The sequence below is a fragment of the Bradyrhizobium sp. BR 1432 genome (genome assembly GCF_051547705.1).
Lineage (GTDB): Bacteria > Pseudomonadota > Alphaproteobacteria > Rhizobiales > Xanthobacteraceae > Bradyrhizobium > Bradyrhizobium zhanjiangense.
Genome location: NZ_JBPUGF010000003.1, coordinates 7019227 through 7031889, shown reverse-complemented (window position 1 = coordinate 7031889; position 12663 = coordinate 7019227). Strand labels below are relative to the sequence as shown.

Genomic DNA, 12663 nt, shown 5'->3' with positions numbered 1-12663 from the left:
CGAGTGGTTCAACCCGGGGAACACTCTAGTAGTCGCTGCGATCCGGCAACTGGCCGTCATGGGCGAGGTCGCCGAAGCGGGTGACCGAGGCATCGAAGTGCAGCTCGACCGTGCCGGTCGGACCGTGGCGCTGCTTGCCGATGATGACTTCGGCCCGGCCGACCGTGCGTTCCATGTCGGCCTGCCATTTGGCGTGCTCCTCGGTGCCGGGGCGAGGCTCCTTCATGGCGAGGTAATATTCCTCGCGGAACACGAACAGCACGACGTCGGCGTCCTGCTCGATCGAGCCGGATTCGCGCAGGTCCGAGAGCTGCGGCCGTTTGTCGTCACGCAATTCCACCTGACGCGACAGCTGCGACAGCGCGATCACGGGGACGTTGAGCTCCTTCGCCAGCGCCTTCAGGCTGGTCGTGATCTCCGTGATTTCCTGCACGCGGCTGTCGCTGGCGCGCTTGCCCGAGCCGGACAACAGTTGGATGTAGTCGATCACCAGGAGGTCGAGGCCCTTCTGGCGCTTGAGCCGCCGGGCGCGCGCCATCAGCTGCGCGATCGACAGGCCACCGGTGGCGTCGACATAGAACGGCAGCGATTGCAGCTCGATCGAGACCTGCCGGATCTTTTCGAAATCGGCTTCCGAGATGCCGCCGCGGCGGATGTGGGAGGAAGGGATGCCGGTGCGCTCGGCCACGATACGCGTGGCGAGCTGGTCGGCCGACATTTCGCAGGAGAAGAAGCCGATCACGCCGCCGTTGGCGGCCTTCATGGTGCCGTCGGCCTGGAGTTCCGGAACATAGGCTTGTGCGACGTTGTAGGCGATGTTGGTCGCAAGCGAGGTCTTGCCCATGCCGGGACGTCCCGCCACGATGATGAGGTCGGAGTGCTGCAAGCCGCCCATCTTGGTGTCGAGGTCGCGCAGGCCCGTCGAGATGCCCGACAGCTTTCCGTCGCGCTGGAATGCTTTCGCCGCAAGATCGACGGCGACTGTCAGCGCCTGCGAGAATTTCTGGAAGCCGCCGTCGTAGCGGCCGGACTCGGCGAGTTCGTAGAGGCGGCGCTCGGCGTCCTCGATCTGCGCCCGCGGCTGGAAATCGACCGGTGCGTCATAGGCGACGTTGACCATGTCCTCGCCGATGCCGATCAGGTCGCGCCGCAACGATAGGTCATAGATGGTGCGGCCGTAGTCCTGGGCATTGATGATGGTGGTCGCTTCGGCCGCGAGCCGCGCCAGATATTGCCCGATGGTCATGCCGCCGACGTCGGTATCGGCGGGGAGGAACGTCTTCAGCGTGACGGGCGTCGCGATCTTGCCCATCCGGATCAGGCTGCCGGCGGTCTCGAAGATCGTCTGGTGCAGCGGCTCGAAGAAATGCTTCGCCTCCAGAAAGTCGGAGACGCGGTAGAAGGCGTCGTTGTTGACCAGGATCGCGCCCAGGAGGCTCTGTTCCGCCTCGATATTATGCGGCGCGCTCCGATAGGCGGGAGTCCCGGCGTCGGGCGCGAGTTTGAGAACGTTCGAATCAGTCAGGGCCATGGTCGGACGTGCTTAGCAATTTTCTTGGGCGGATGCGGGGCGCGATAAAGCGCCGCCTCGGCCCAAAGCGGAAGCAAAAGCTGACCGCTATCAACCGCTCAGTGAAAATGGTGGATGATTGGCAGCCGCAGCACGCCGCGTGCTTGACGGATTTTCGCGGAACCGGGAGCGGCCGCAACCGCGCCACGGAAAAATGCTCGAGTTCGTGAACCTTATGGATTGGCACATAGACCCATCGAAGAACGCGCGAATTGACGCACGCTGGGAGCTTTCCGCTCGGCTTCAGACCAGCAGGAGGTAGACCAGCGCAACCAGGGCCGCGCCGACGCCGGTGACGATCAGGGCGTAATCGGTGCGGAGGTCGTCCTGCACGTCGAATGAGGTTTGGGTCTTTTTGCTCATGGCGACGATCTAAGTCAGGTCCGACCAGACTTATGTGAAACAGATCACATCTTCCCGGATTCTTTCGGGGTAGAGCCGGAACGGGCCGGCGGGCAGGGGGTTGTCCCCGACGCGCCAGCGGGAAGACGAGGCAAGCAATGCGGCCAGAACGGCAGCAGCAGATATGGCGGAGCGAAGCAGGCAGCCGGCTCTGGCTCGCGGGACTGATCGCGGCCATGGAGCACGCCGAGCGGCCTGACGTGCGGCGTCAGCCGGTCGCACCCGAACTTCTCGTCGAATTGCGGGCGCAACTGGCGTTAAACGCCTCTTTCCGGCTCTCCCAGATTTCGACCCTGCGTCACTAGAGCATGATCCGGAAAAGTGTGCAGCGGTTTTCCGAAAAGATCATGCTCAAACAATAACCTAAAGCGCGATGACGATTCATCCTAATCTCATCGCGCTTTAGGGCTTATTCACCTGCCAGCTTCAGCCTGGGCTTGGCGCCGCCCTCGAGGGCCCGCAGCCGGGCTTCTTCGCGCGTGACGTAGTCGCGCGTGATCGGCACCACGCCCTGGCGACGGGTGAGCTGGATCTGGAAGTTCATCATCGCCTGCTTGCGGAAGGTCATTTCGCAGGCCGCCAGGTAGAACTCCCACATCAACGCGAAGCGCTCGTCGTAGAGCTGCACGGCCTCCTCGCGCCGTGCCATGAAGCGCTCCCGCCAGGCTTTCAGCGTCTCTGCGTAATGCAGGCGCAGGATCTCGATATCGCAGACCAGCAGGCCCGCCCGCTCGATCGCCGGCAGCACCTCGGACAGAGCGGGGATGTAGCCGCCGGGGAAGATGTATTTGGCGATCCAGGGATTGGTCGAGTCCGGCCCCTGCGAGCGGCCGATCGAGTGCAGCAGCATGACGCCGTCCTCGCTCAGGAGCTCGGCGCAGCGCTGGAAGTAGGTGTCGTAGAAGCGGGCGCCGACATGCTCGAACATGCCGACCGAGACGATGCGGTCGAATGGGCCGTCGATGTCGCGGTAGTCCTGCAGCAGGAATTTGGCCGAGCCCGCCAGGCCCTTTTCGGCGGCGCGCGCATTGGCGATCTGCAATTGCTCGGTCGACAGGGTGATGCCGGTGACGTCGGCGCCTGCGATCTCGGCGAGATAGAGCCCGAGCCCGCCCCAGCCCGAGCCGATGTCGAGCACGCGCTGGCCGTTCCTGACGAGCAGCTTCGCGGCGATGTGCCGCTTTTTGGCGAGCTGTGCATCGTCGAGCGTCGTCTCCGGCGTCTCGAAATAGGCGCAGCTATATTGCTTGTCGGCATCGAGGAAGAGTGAATAGAGCCGGGCGTCGAGATCGTAGTGGTGCGCCACATTGCTGCGGGCGCGCGAGCGCGGATTGAACTGCTTCAGGTGGCGCGTCAGATAGCGCAGGTGCCACCACGGTTTTGCCCACTGCGGCAATAGGTCGGGTTGATCAAGCAGGATCGCGAGGGCATCAGCTATGGTGCCGCGTTCGACCACGAACTCGCCGTCCATATAGGCCTCGCCAAGCCCGAGCTCGGGATTGATGAGGATCTTGCGCTCCGCGTCCGCGGTCATGAAGCGCACCGCGACCGGTTCGCCAGAGCCGTCGCCGACAGTGAACGTCGCCCCGCTCGCGCTGGTCAGCATCATCGACCCGCGGCGGATGAATTGAGACAGGAATCTACGCAACAAACGGTCCATCGACACCTTCCTCTCGAGCGGACCCGAAGAGATGCGACTAACCCGGCCTTTACATTTGACGCTCAGGGTCCCGCTCGGGTTCCTATGCGTTTGCATCTAAATCTAGGGGAGCGGGTCCGGCTCCGCTATTGCGCTGTGTTCAAAGCCGATATTCGAAAAGCGCTTAATCACATCCTTGCGCGCGGGCCCGCTTCCATTCGCGGCTCAATCGGCTAAAAGGTGACCGCCGCCGCGCGGGATGCCGGCTGCACCTCTCGGATTTCAATGGAGATGATGGGAAATGTCGAGCCGAGCGCTCAGTCTCGCGACGGTACTGCTTCTGATCGGCTTCGGCGCGACCGATACCGTTCTTGCGCAGGCAACGAACCTCGAGGCCGGCAAGTCTCCGTCCCAGCTCTTCGCGCAGACCTGCAATGCCTGCCACAAGAGCCCCCGCGGGCTTCTGAAATCCGTGGCGCCGGGTTCGCTGCCGGGCTTCCTGCGCCAGCACTACACCACGAGCTCGGACATGGCGGGCATCCTCGCCTCCTACCTCGTCTCCAACGGTGCCACCGATACCCGCTACCAGGCCAAGGACGGCAGGGACAAGAAGGACGGCGCCAAGGATAAGGAAGCCAATACGGCTCCGGGCCAGTCCGAACATCAGGGCCGCCGCCAGCGGTCGCAGGAGGCCGCCAAGCCGGAGGGCGAGGGTGCCGCTCCGGCGGCCGAGGGCGCGCGCCAGAAGCGTGCTGCGCGGCCGGCCGAGGACGGCGCGAAGTCCGAGGGCCAGGCAGCACCGGAGGGACGCAAGGCCAAGCGCCGAGGCAAGCCCGGGACTGAGGAAGCACCGAAGATCGACGCCGCCGCGCCGGCCACTGAAGACAAGAAGAGCGAGCCGAAGGTCGAGTCAAAGCCTGAGACGGCCAAGCCCGACAGCGCCAAGGTCGAGCCGGGTCGTGACGAGGCCAAGCCCGACAGCAGCAAGGCATCCGAGAAGCCCGCCGAGGCCAAGCCTGATAGCGCGAAGGTCGAGCCGCGCGGCAGCGAAGCTCCAGCGCTGCGCCCCGATCCGGTCCCGCAGGTGACGCCGTCCGCACCAGCCGTCGTGAAGCCGGCCGAGCCGGCCGCGCCGAAGCCGGCAGAAGAGGCCGCTCCCAAGCCAGCCGCGCCTGCCGCCAGTTCCGAACCGGCACCCGCGGTCAAACCGCAGGAATCGGCGCCGCCCGCGACCGCTGCAGCCCCGCCCGCAGCGCCAGCCGAGTCCTCCGGCCTGCCGGCGCCGCCGATCTCGCGCTAAGCCAATCCACATTTTCCAATCGACGGTGCGGAGGCCGCGCATCGCGTCCTCCGCACCGTCTTGACCGATTGTAGAGTGCTGCTCTAGAGTAACGCTCTAGGAGGTCTCGATGACGGCGAGCATGCGTGATGACCTGTTGGAGGCGGGACTAATCGTGTTCGACCGCGTCGGCTTCGAGGCTGCGACGGTGGCCGCGATCCGTACCCGGGCGCGTGCCTCCAATGGCAGCTTCTTTCATGCCTTCGGCTCGAAGAAGGAGCTCGCCGGCGCGTTGTTCCTGGAAGTGCTGCGACACTATCACGCCGCGGTGCTGGCCGCGCTCGATCCCGTGCCCGATGCGGAGCAGGGTATCGATCGCCTGATCCGGGCGCATCTCGACTGGGTCGTCACCAGCCGGCGCGAGGCGCGCTATCTCTTCGAGATCTCGCGCAGCGAATGGGGCGAGGACGTGCGCGACGGCCAGCGCGCGCAGAACGCGCGCCTTGTCGAAGGCATCGAGCGCTGGCGCGCGCCGCTGGTCGCGCGCGGCGAGCTGCTGCCGATGACGCCGGTGATGTTCGTCAGCCAGCTGATCGGCCCGGCCCAGATCTTCTGCCGCGCCTTTCTGTCGGGACGCGAGCGCGCCGATCCGCGCATTGAGGCCAACACGCTGATCGCCTGCGCCATCCGTGCGCTACGGCCACTCGATCGCATCGACAAACAATAGGGAGAGACAGCATGCGAGCCGAAGCGGACCCCGAATTCGCAGCCGTTGCCGAGCGCATCCACGCCAATGTCGGCCGGCAGGGTTTTATGAATCTGGTCGGCGCCGAGCTGTCCGAATTGTCGCGCGGCACCTGTACCATCGCCGTAGAGCGGCGGCCGGAACTGCTTCAGCAGCACGGCTTTTTCCATGGCGGCGTGACTGCCTTCCTGGTCGACAACGCCACGACGATCGCTGCCGCCACCTCGCGCGGCCAGCCGGCGCTAACGGCGGAATACAAGCTCAATTTGTTATCGCCCGCGGTCGGCGAGAAGCTGATCTGCCGGGCAAGAGTGATCAAGCCGGGCCGTCAGGTTGCCGTGGTCGCGGCCGACGTGTTCTGCGTCAGCGATGGCATCGAGAAGCATACGGCAACCGCGCTCGCCTCGATCGCGATGTTGAGCGAGGACGTCGCCGCCAAAACGAAAAGCCCGGCCGCCTGAAGCGACCGGGCTGATCCATTCTCTGTTGTCATTGCCGGGCCTGGCCCGGCAATCCATCTTCTTGAGCAAACTCTCTTGATGGATGCGCGGGTCAAGCCCGCGCATGACGAGCTGTACGTGCTGCTTACTTCTCATCCGCAGCCGGCGCCGGCTCGACCTCCTCGTGCTGGGCTTCCGGATCGAAGAACTCGCCGGCCGCGGCGATCGCCTCGGCGGCGGCGTCGCGGTCCTCGTTGCGGGTCGAGATGTCCTCGCCGCGGTTGATGCGCTCGGCTTCGTCCTGGCTGCGCGCGACCGTCACGGTGATCTCGACCTCGACCTCGGGGTGAACGGCGACGGTGACCGTGTGCTTGCCGATGGTCTTGATCGGCGCGTCGAGCTGCACCTGCGGACGGTCGAGGTGGACGCCGTCGGTCTCGAACGCGGCGACGAGGTCGCGCACCGTGACCGAACCGAACAGCTGGCCGGCTTCGGAGGCCTGGCGGATCACGATGATGTTCTTGCCCTCGATCTTCTCGGCGACCTTGGACGCCTCGCCCTTGGCCTGGAGGTTGCGAGCCTCGAGCTCGGCCTTCATGCCGTCATACTTGGCACGGTTGTCGGTGGTGGCGCGCAGCGCCTTGCCGCGCTTGAGCAGGAAATTGCGGGCATAGCCGTCGCGAACCTTCACGACTTCGCCCATCTGGCCGAGCTTGTTGACGCGTTCCAGCAAAATGACTTCCATATTCGTTCTCCTTTGAAGTGGTCTGAGTTTCAGTTTTCGGGTTGGACTTAAGGGGTCGGCAGTGGCGGCGGCTGCCGGCTGCGCAGGAAGCGCTCGCGGAAGCCGAACACGGCATCCGCAAGGCCGAGGATCACCATCGCGATCACGGGCCATCCGAACACGACGACGACGGCGTAGGTCGAGCCGAGCCAGAAGGTGCGGCTCTTCAGCGTCAGCGTCAGCGTATGCAGCACGGCGAAACCGGTCAGCGAATAGCCCATCATCAGCGCGGCCGTGGTGATCTGCGCGACGATCGCGAGCAGCCCGCCGGTGAAGCAGAAGGCGAGCGCGATGCAGAGCGCCACGAGCGTCATCGGCGGCAGCTCGGCCGTCTTCATGTCCGGCCAGGGACGACGCAGCCGGCCCGACGTCGCCGTCACCTTGGCGCTGAGCCAGAGGTTGAGAGTCAGCGTCATCATCGCGACGATGGTGGCGGCGGCCGGTGCGATGCGCACCAGCGCGTCGACGAACTGGCTGGCTTCGCCCGAGGTTTGCGGGTCGGTGGTGCGCAGAAGGCGCATCAGGCCGCGCCGCAGCGTGCCGGTGATGGTCTCGGCGTCGGTGCCGAGCGTGAGCAGGGCGGCGATCGTGGTCAGCGCGGCAAAACCTGCGATCCAGAGCAGGATGCGGCCGACCGGATACCACTCGATCTCGGGTTCGGCCGGCGGCTCGGCGACGGAGGCGTCTGGCCCGACGCTTCCGACCTGCCGACCGAGCAGGACGAGGTGGCCGAGCCACCAGGCCGGCAATGCGACGGTGACGGCGAAGGCGATGCAATAGGGCAGGCCGAACAGGGCGCCGAGGCCGATTGCGGCGGCAATGCCGCCGAGGCTCGCGCACAGCGGCCCCCAGCCGATCGCGGCGACCATCAGCGGCAGCGGTGCGAGATAGAATAGGACGAGCGAGATCAGCGCGCCCGAAATGATCGAGGCGAACATCAGGGCCGACGCGGCGCCGGCGATCAGGGCTATCAGTCCAAAGGCCATCATCAGCTGTCCCGCTCCCTTCGAGCGGTTAGAGGCATCGTTTGCCCCAACCATCGGCGACCGGACGACCCGGAAGCCTTATGCGTTCAGATCAGTTTACGACCGGCGGCTCAATGGCCGCCGGTCGAATTGGTCGTATCAGCGAATGACGTAGGGCAATAGGCCCAGGAACCGCGCGCGCTTGATGGCGCGGGCGAGCTCACGCTGCTTCTTCGCGGACACCGCGGTGATGCGGCTCGGCACGATCTTGCCGCGCTCGGAGACGTAACGCATCAGGAGCTTGGAGTCCTTGTAGTCGATCTTGGGAGCATTGGCGCCCGTGAACGGGCAGCTCTTGCGACGACGGAAAAACGGACGGCGTGCACCAGCTTCAGCCATTGATCTTACTCCCCATCCGTCGTGGTTTCAGCTTCTTCGCGCGGGCGGCGCGGGCCGCGGTCACCGCGGAAACCGCCCTCGCGGTCACCACGGAAGCCGCCTTCACGCTCGCCGCGGAAGCCACCGCCGCGGTCGTCACGCTCGCGATCACGATCGGCCTTGCGCATCATCGCGGACGGGCCTTCCTCGAGCTCCTCGACGCGGACGCTGAGATAGCGGATCACGTCTTCGCTGATGCGCTCCTGGCGCTCGATCTCGGCGATCGCCGCGGACGGCGCGTCGATGTTGAGCAGCACGAAGTGCGCCTTGCGGTTCTTGTTCATGCGGTAGGTGAGGGAGCGAACGCCCCAATTCTCGGTCTTGGTGATCTTGCCGCCGAGACCCTCGACGATACCGGTCATCTGCGCAGTCAGCTCTTCGACCTGCTGCGGGCTCGCGTCCTGACGCGCGAGAAAAACATGCTCGTAAAGAGGCATGGAAGTCCTTTCCTCATGTTGGCGCATCGCCCGGCGTCAAACCCTTAAGAGACCTTCGGAAAGGACTCTGGGATCAAGCTCAGAAGGCGGAAACACGGGACGACGGGCCGACTGGCCCTGCCACACCAAAATCACGAATGATTTGCTGAGACCGTCCGTTCAGCTCCCGGCCGGGGTCTGCGGATGCGCGCCTTATACGGATTTTGGCCGGCTTTGCAAGATTGGGAGCCAAGTCTCGGCCTCGCCCGCCCGTAGGCGGTGGTCACCACCCTCAAATCTTACCGGCTTGATCTATTTGTTTGTATAGCATACAAAGAAAGCAGCGGGAGGATCCAATGGCAGACAATTCTGCCCATGCGCCGTTCGAGCCGGGCGCCAGCGACCCCAAGCATGCCGCGCGCGCCACGCGCTCGGCCGGCCGCAAAATGCGGTCGCTGGCCGCTGGATGCCGCGAGCCCGCTGTTCCGGGAGCGGGGACTTTCGGGCACGGCGATCACCGACATCGCAGCCGCGGCGGACGCGTTCCCGAGCCAGATCACCTATTACTTCCGCACCAAGGAGGCGCTGTTCGTCGAATGCGCCTGCCGCGAGCTGCTGTATCTGGCGCGCGCGACGGAGCAGGCGGCGCTGAAGACGCGCACGCCGCAGGAATACACGCACGCGCTGGCCGAGACGGTCACGGCGAGCGATTCGGTCGCCTTCTTCGCCGAAGCCCTGACACTGACGCGGCGGCGCCAGGATCTCGCGCCACTGGTCGAGCGCACCATCGAGCGCCTGCACAGCGAAGGCGCGCGGGCCTATGCGAGCCAGGTCGCGCGGCATGGCTGGCGCTCCCTGCGCGCGCCCGACGAAAGCTCGCGGCGGTTCTGGGCCGTCGCCATCGGCGTCATCCTCGAAGGCTACGCCATGGGCCGTTCGCCCGAGCAGCTCTGCGCCGAGATGCTGCGCGTGCTCGGTGAGCAGGCGAAATCCACGGGCGAGGCGGCGCGCCTGCGTCTCGTCGAGCAGCACGACGCATCGACCACTTCGGATGGGGAGAGTTAGGCCATGACCGCGCTTCGCATGCGTGCCCGCGATTTCCTGACTGACGAACAATTGGCCGACGTGCGCCAGCGCGTGACGTGGAAAGGCGTTGCACTGATCGTGCATGCCTGGGCGCTGATCGTAGGCGCGATCGCTCTGGTCGCGTGGTGGCCCAATCCGCTGACATACATTCTCGCCGTCGCCATCATCGGCTCGCGCCAGCTTGGGCTCGCCATCCTCATGCATGACGGCGCGCATGGCTGCCTGTCCGCCGACGAGAAAACCAATCTGGCGCTGAGCCAATGGTTCTGTGCCTATCCGCTGTTTGCAGAGACGCGGAGCTACCGGCGCTATCACTTGCAGCATCACGCGCGCACCCAACAGGAAGACGATCCCGATCTGGTGCTGTCGGCGCCGTTTCCAATCACCAAGCTGAGCTATCGCCGCAAGTTCATTCGCGACATCACCGGACAGACCGGTTATCAGCAACGCAAGGCACAATTGCTCAACGCGCTCGGGCCGACGGACTGGCCGTGGCGGCAGCGTGCGGCGCATTTCTGGGACAAGCTCGGCCCGCAATGCGCCGTCAATGCCGCAATGTTCGTTGCGCTCGCGGCGGCCGGCGTGTGGTGGGCCTATCCGCTGCTATGGCTGGTGCCGCTGCTGACCTGGATGATGGTCATCACCCGTATCCGCAATATCGCCGAGCACGCCGTCGTCCCTGACAGCAATGACCCCTTGCGCAACACCCGCACCACCCATGCCAATTTTCTCGAGCGCCTGTTCGTCGCGCCGTACTACGTGAACTATCACCTCGAGCATCACCTGTTGTTCTACGTGCCCTGCTACAATTTGCCGAAGGTGCATCGCCTGCTGAGCGCCAGCCGGCATGCCGGCCGCATGGAGGTGCAGCCGGGCTACGCCGCGGTGCTGCGGCTCGCCACCGCGAAGCCGAACCGGGACGATCGGCCAGGGCAATTGGTCAACAGCGCGCGCCGCGCGCGGGCGGGGGCAGAGGTTGACGCCAACCAGACGGCCGGCGGATTCTAGGAAGCCACATCCCCGGTTGAATGCCGGCCGGGGTTCCCATCTTGGCTTGACAGTCCGACCCCGGACAGTGTCTACGGCCCCCTTTGGAGCGTGATCCGGAACCTTGGCCCAAGGCCGCGCGTAATCGGCTGCCGGTTCTCGTGAGGATCAAGCCCGACAAGCAGGGAGCGCCGATGACGGCAGCATTCACATTTCCGGGGCAGGGGTCCCAGGCCGTTGGCATGGGCAAGGCCCTGGCCGACGCTTTTCCGGTGGCGCGCGCCGTGTTCGACGAGGTCGATGCCGCGCTCGGGGAGAAATTGACGGCGACCATATGGGATGGTCCGGCCGAGACCCTCCAGCTCACCGAAAACGCCCAGCCGGCGCTGATGGCGGTCTCGGTGGCCACCCTGCGCGTGCTGGAGAGCGAAGCCGGTTTTTCCGTCGGGCGGGACGCGGCCTTCGTCGCTGGCCACTCGCTTGGTGAATATTCGGCGCTGGCTGCGGCCGGCAGCCTGACGATCTCCGATACCGCACGACTGCTTCGCACCCGCGGTCTCGCAATGCAAAAAGCCGTCCCGGTCGGCGCCGGTGCGATGGCCGCGCTGCTGGGCCTCGACTACGAGGCCGCCATGGAGGTCGCCCATGAGGCGGCACAGGGTCAGGTCTGCCAGGCCGCCAACGACAATGGCGGCGGGCAGGTGGTGGTCTCCGGCGACAAGGCAGCGGTCGATCGCGCCGTCGAGATCGCCAAATCCAAGGGCGCCAAGCGCGCGATGCTGCTGCCGGTATCCGCGCCGTTCCATTGCAAGCTGATGCAGCCGGCCGCCGACGCCATGGCGGAGGCGCTCTCGAAAGTCACGATCAAGGCGCCGGCCGCGCCGCTGGTGTCGAACGTGCTGGCGAGCGCCATTAGCGACCCCGACGAGATCCGGCGCCGCTTGGTCGAGCAGGTCACCGGTACGGTGCGCTGGCGCGAGTCGGTTGCCTATATGGCAGGGCAGGGCGTCACCCGCTTCTTCGAGATCGGCGCCGGCAAGGTGCTGACCGGTCTCGTCAAGCGCATTGCGGACGGTGCCGTCGGCGTTGCTGTCGGCGGTCCCAACGATATTGCCGCCGCCAAGGATGCCTTGGCCGCCGCGAAGCAGGGTTGAGGGAGTTATCGATGTTCGATCTGACTGGCAGGAAGGCGCTCGTCACCGGCGCGACCGGCGGCATCGGCGGCGCGATCACGCAGGCGCTGCACGCGCAGGGCGCTACCGTTGCAATTTCCGGAACGCGCAAGGAAGTGCTGGATGAGCTTGCCGGCAAGCTCGGCGAGCGCGCCTTTGTGCTGCCCTGCAATCTCTCCAAGGCCGATGAGGTCGAAGCGCTGGTACCCGCTGCGGAGGCCGCGATGGGACAGGTCGACATCCTCATCGCCAATGCCGGCATCACCCGCGACAATCTCTTCGTGCAACTCCGTGACGAGGATTGGGAGGAGGTCATCAACGTCAATCTGACCGCGACCTTCCGCCTGGCACGCGCCGCCACCAAGCTGATGATGCGCAAGCGCTTCGGCCGCATCATCGCCATCACCTCGGTGGTCGGCGTCACCGGCAATCCCGGACAGGGCAACTACACCGCCTCGAAGGCGGGCCTGATCGGCATGATCAAGACGCTCGGTGCCGAATACGCCAAGCGCGGCGTGACCGCCAATTGCATCGCGCCAGGCTTCATCAAGACGCCGATGACGGATGCGCTCAACGACAAGCAGCGCGAAACGATTCTGACCAAGGTTCCGGCTGCCCGTCTGGGCACGCCCGAGGACATCGCGGCGGCCGCCGTGTACCTGAGTTCGAACGAAGCAGCCTACGTCACCGGCCAGACCATCCACGTCAACGGCGGCATGGCTATGATCTAAGCCCTCATT

At 65.4% G+C, this 12663-nt stretch carries 13 protein-coding genes and 1 pseudogene; 8 read left to right on the top strand and 6 right to left on the bottom strand.

Annotation, left to right across the window (positions count from 1 at the left end):
• Window positions 1–25: 25 nt before the first annotated feature.
• Complete coding sequence (locus tag ACSKB8_RS34205) at window positions 26–1531, bottom strand: replicative DNA helicase (RefSeq protein WP_438108878.1); 1506 nt, start codon at window positions 1529–1531, stop codon at window positions 26–28.
• A 539-nt stretch (window positions 1532–2070) separates the two neighbouring features.
• Between ACSKB8_RS34205 and ACSKB8_RS34200 the strand changes: the two genes are divergently transcribed.
• On the top strand, window positions 2071–2277 hold the full coding sequence (locus ACSKB8_RS34200; RefSeq protein WP_438108876.1) for a transcriptional regulator: 207 nt from the start codon (window positions 2071–2073) through the stop codon (window positions 2275–2277).
• A 104-nt stretch (window positions 2278–2381) separates the two neighbouring features.
• Here ACSKB8_RS34200 and ACSKB8_RS34195 read toward each other — a convergent pair whose 3' ends face one another.
• Window positions 2382–3632, bottom strand: a complete 1251-nt coding sequence (locus ACSKB8_RS34195; protein WP_438108874.1) for a class I SAM-dependent methyltransferase — start codon at window positions 3630–3632, stop codon at window positions 2382–2384.
• Window positions 3633–3912: 280 nt separating this feature from the next.
• On the opposite strand from ACSKB8_RS34195, the gene ACSKB8_RS34190 reads away from it, so the two are divergent.
• The 3 genes from ACSKB8_RS34190 to ACSKB8_RS34180 all read left to right on the top strand — a co-directional run bounded on the left by ACSKB8_RS34190 (window position 3913) and on the right by ACSKB8_RS34180 (window position 6096).
• Entirely contained in the window at window positions 3913–4911 is a 999-nt protein-coding gene (locus ACSKB8_RS34190; protein WP_438108872.1) for a hypothetical protein, read from the top strand.
• 109 nt (window positions 4912–5020) lie between these two features.
• Complete coding sequence (locus ACSKB8_RS34185) at window positions 5021–5617, top strand: TetR/AcrR family transcriptional regulator (protein WP_438108870.1); 597 nt, start codon at window positions 5021–5023, stop codon at window positions 5615–5617.
• A gap of 11 nt (window positions 5618–5628) precedes the next feature.
• Window positions 5629–6096 carry a PaaI family thioesterase gene (locus ACSKB8_RS34180; RefSeq protein ID WP_438108868.1) on the top strand — a complete coding sequence of 156 codons (468 nt, stop codon included), beginning with the start codon at window positions 5629–5631 and terminating at the stop codon, window positions 6094–6096.
• 124 nt (window positions 6097–6220) lie between these two features.
• On the opposite strand, the gene rplI is transcribed toward ACSKB8_RS34180, so the two are convergent.
• The 4 genes from rplI to rpsF all read right to left on the bottom strand — a co-directional run bounded on the left by rplI (window position 6221) and on the right by rpsF (window position 8699).
• On the bottom strand, window positions 6221–6820 hold the full coding sequence (gene rplI, locus ACSKB8_RS34175; RefSeq protein ID WP_438108866.1) for a 50S ribosomal protein L9: 600 nt from the start codon (window positions 6818–6820) through the stop codon (window positions 6221–6223).
• A gap of 47 nt (window positions 6821–6867) precedes the next feature.
• Window positions 6868–7848, bottom strand: a complete 981-nt coding sequence (locus ACSKB8_RS34170; RefSeq protein WP_438108864.1) for a hypothetical protein — start codon at window positions 7846–7848, stop codon at window positions 6868–6870.
• Window positions 7849–7983: 135 nt separating this feature from the next.
• The gene (gene rpsR, locus ACSKB8_RS34165) at window positions 7984–8223 is read right to left on the bottom strand and encodes a 30S ribosomal protein S18 (RefSeq protein ID WP_007592020.1); all 240 of its coding nucleotides are present in this window, start codon (window positions 8221–8223) and stop codon (window positions 7984–7986) included.
• A gap of 5 nt (window positions 8224–8228) precedes the next feature.
• Entirely contained in the window at window positions 8229–8699 is a 471-nt protein-coding gene (gene rpsF / locus ACSKB8_RS34160; protein WP_438108860.1) for a 30S ribosomal protein S6, read from the bottom strand.
• Window positions 8700–9034: 335 nt separating this feature from the next.
• On the opposite strand from rpsF, the pseudogene ACSKB8_RS34155 reads away from it, so the two are divergent.
• The 4 genes and pseudogenes from ACSKB8_RS34155 (at window position 9035) to fabG (ending at window position 12654) form a co-directional block, all read left to right on the top strand.
• Window positions 9035–9743 (top strand): annotated as a pseudogene (locus ACSKB8_RS34155) (TetR/AcrR family transcriptional regulator C-terminal domain-containing protein).
• Between the two features lie 3 nt (window positions 9744–9746).
• Window positions 9747–10772, top strand: a complete 1026-nt coding sequence (locus tag ACSKB8_RS34150) for a fatty acid desaturase family protein (protein WP_438108858.1) — start codon at window positions 9747–9749, stop codon at window positions 10770–10772.
• Window positions 10773–10945: 173 nt separating this feature from the next.
• Window positions 10946–11905: an ACP S-malonyltransferase gene (gene fabD / locus ACSKB8_RS34145; protein WP_091895063.1), complete on the top strand. Its 960-nt coding sequence runs from the start codon at window positions 10946–10948 to the stop codon at window positions 11903–11905.
• Window positions 11906–11916: 11 nt separating this feature from the next.
• A complete protein-coding gene (gene fabG / locus ACSKB8_RS34140; RefSeq protein WP_438108856.1) occupies window positions 11917–12654 on the top strand; it encodes a 3-oxoacyl-[acyl-carrier-protein] reductase in 738 nt (245 codons plus the stop codon).
• Window positions 12655–12663 lie beyond the last annotated feature (9 nt).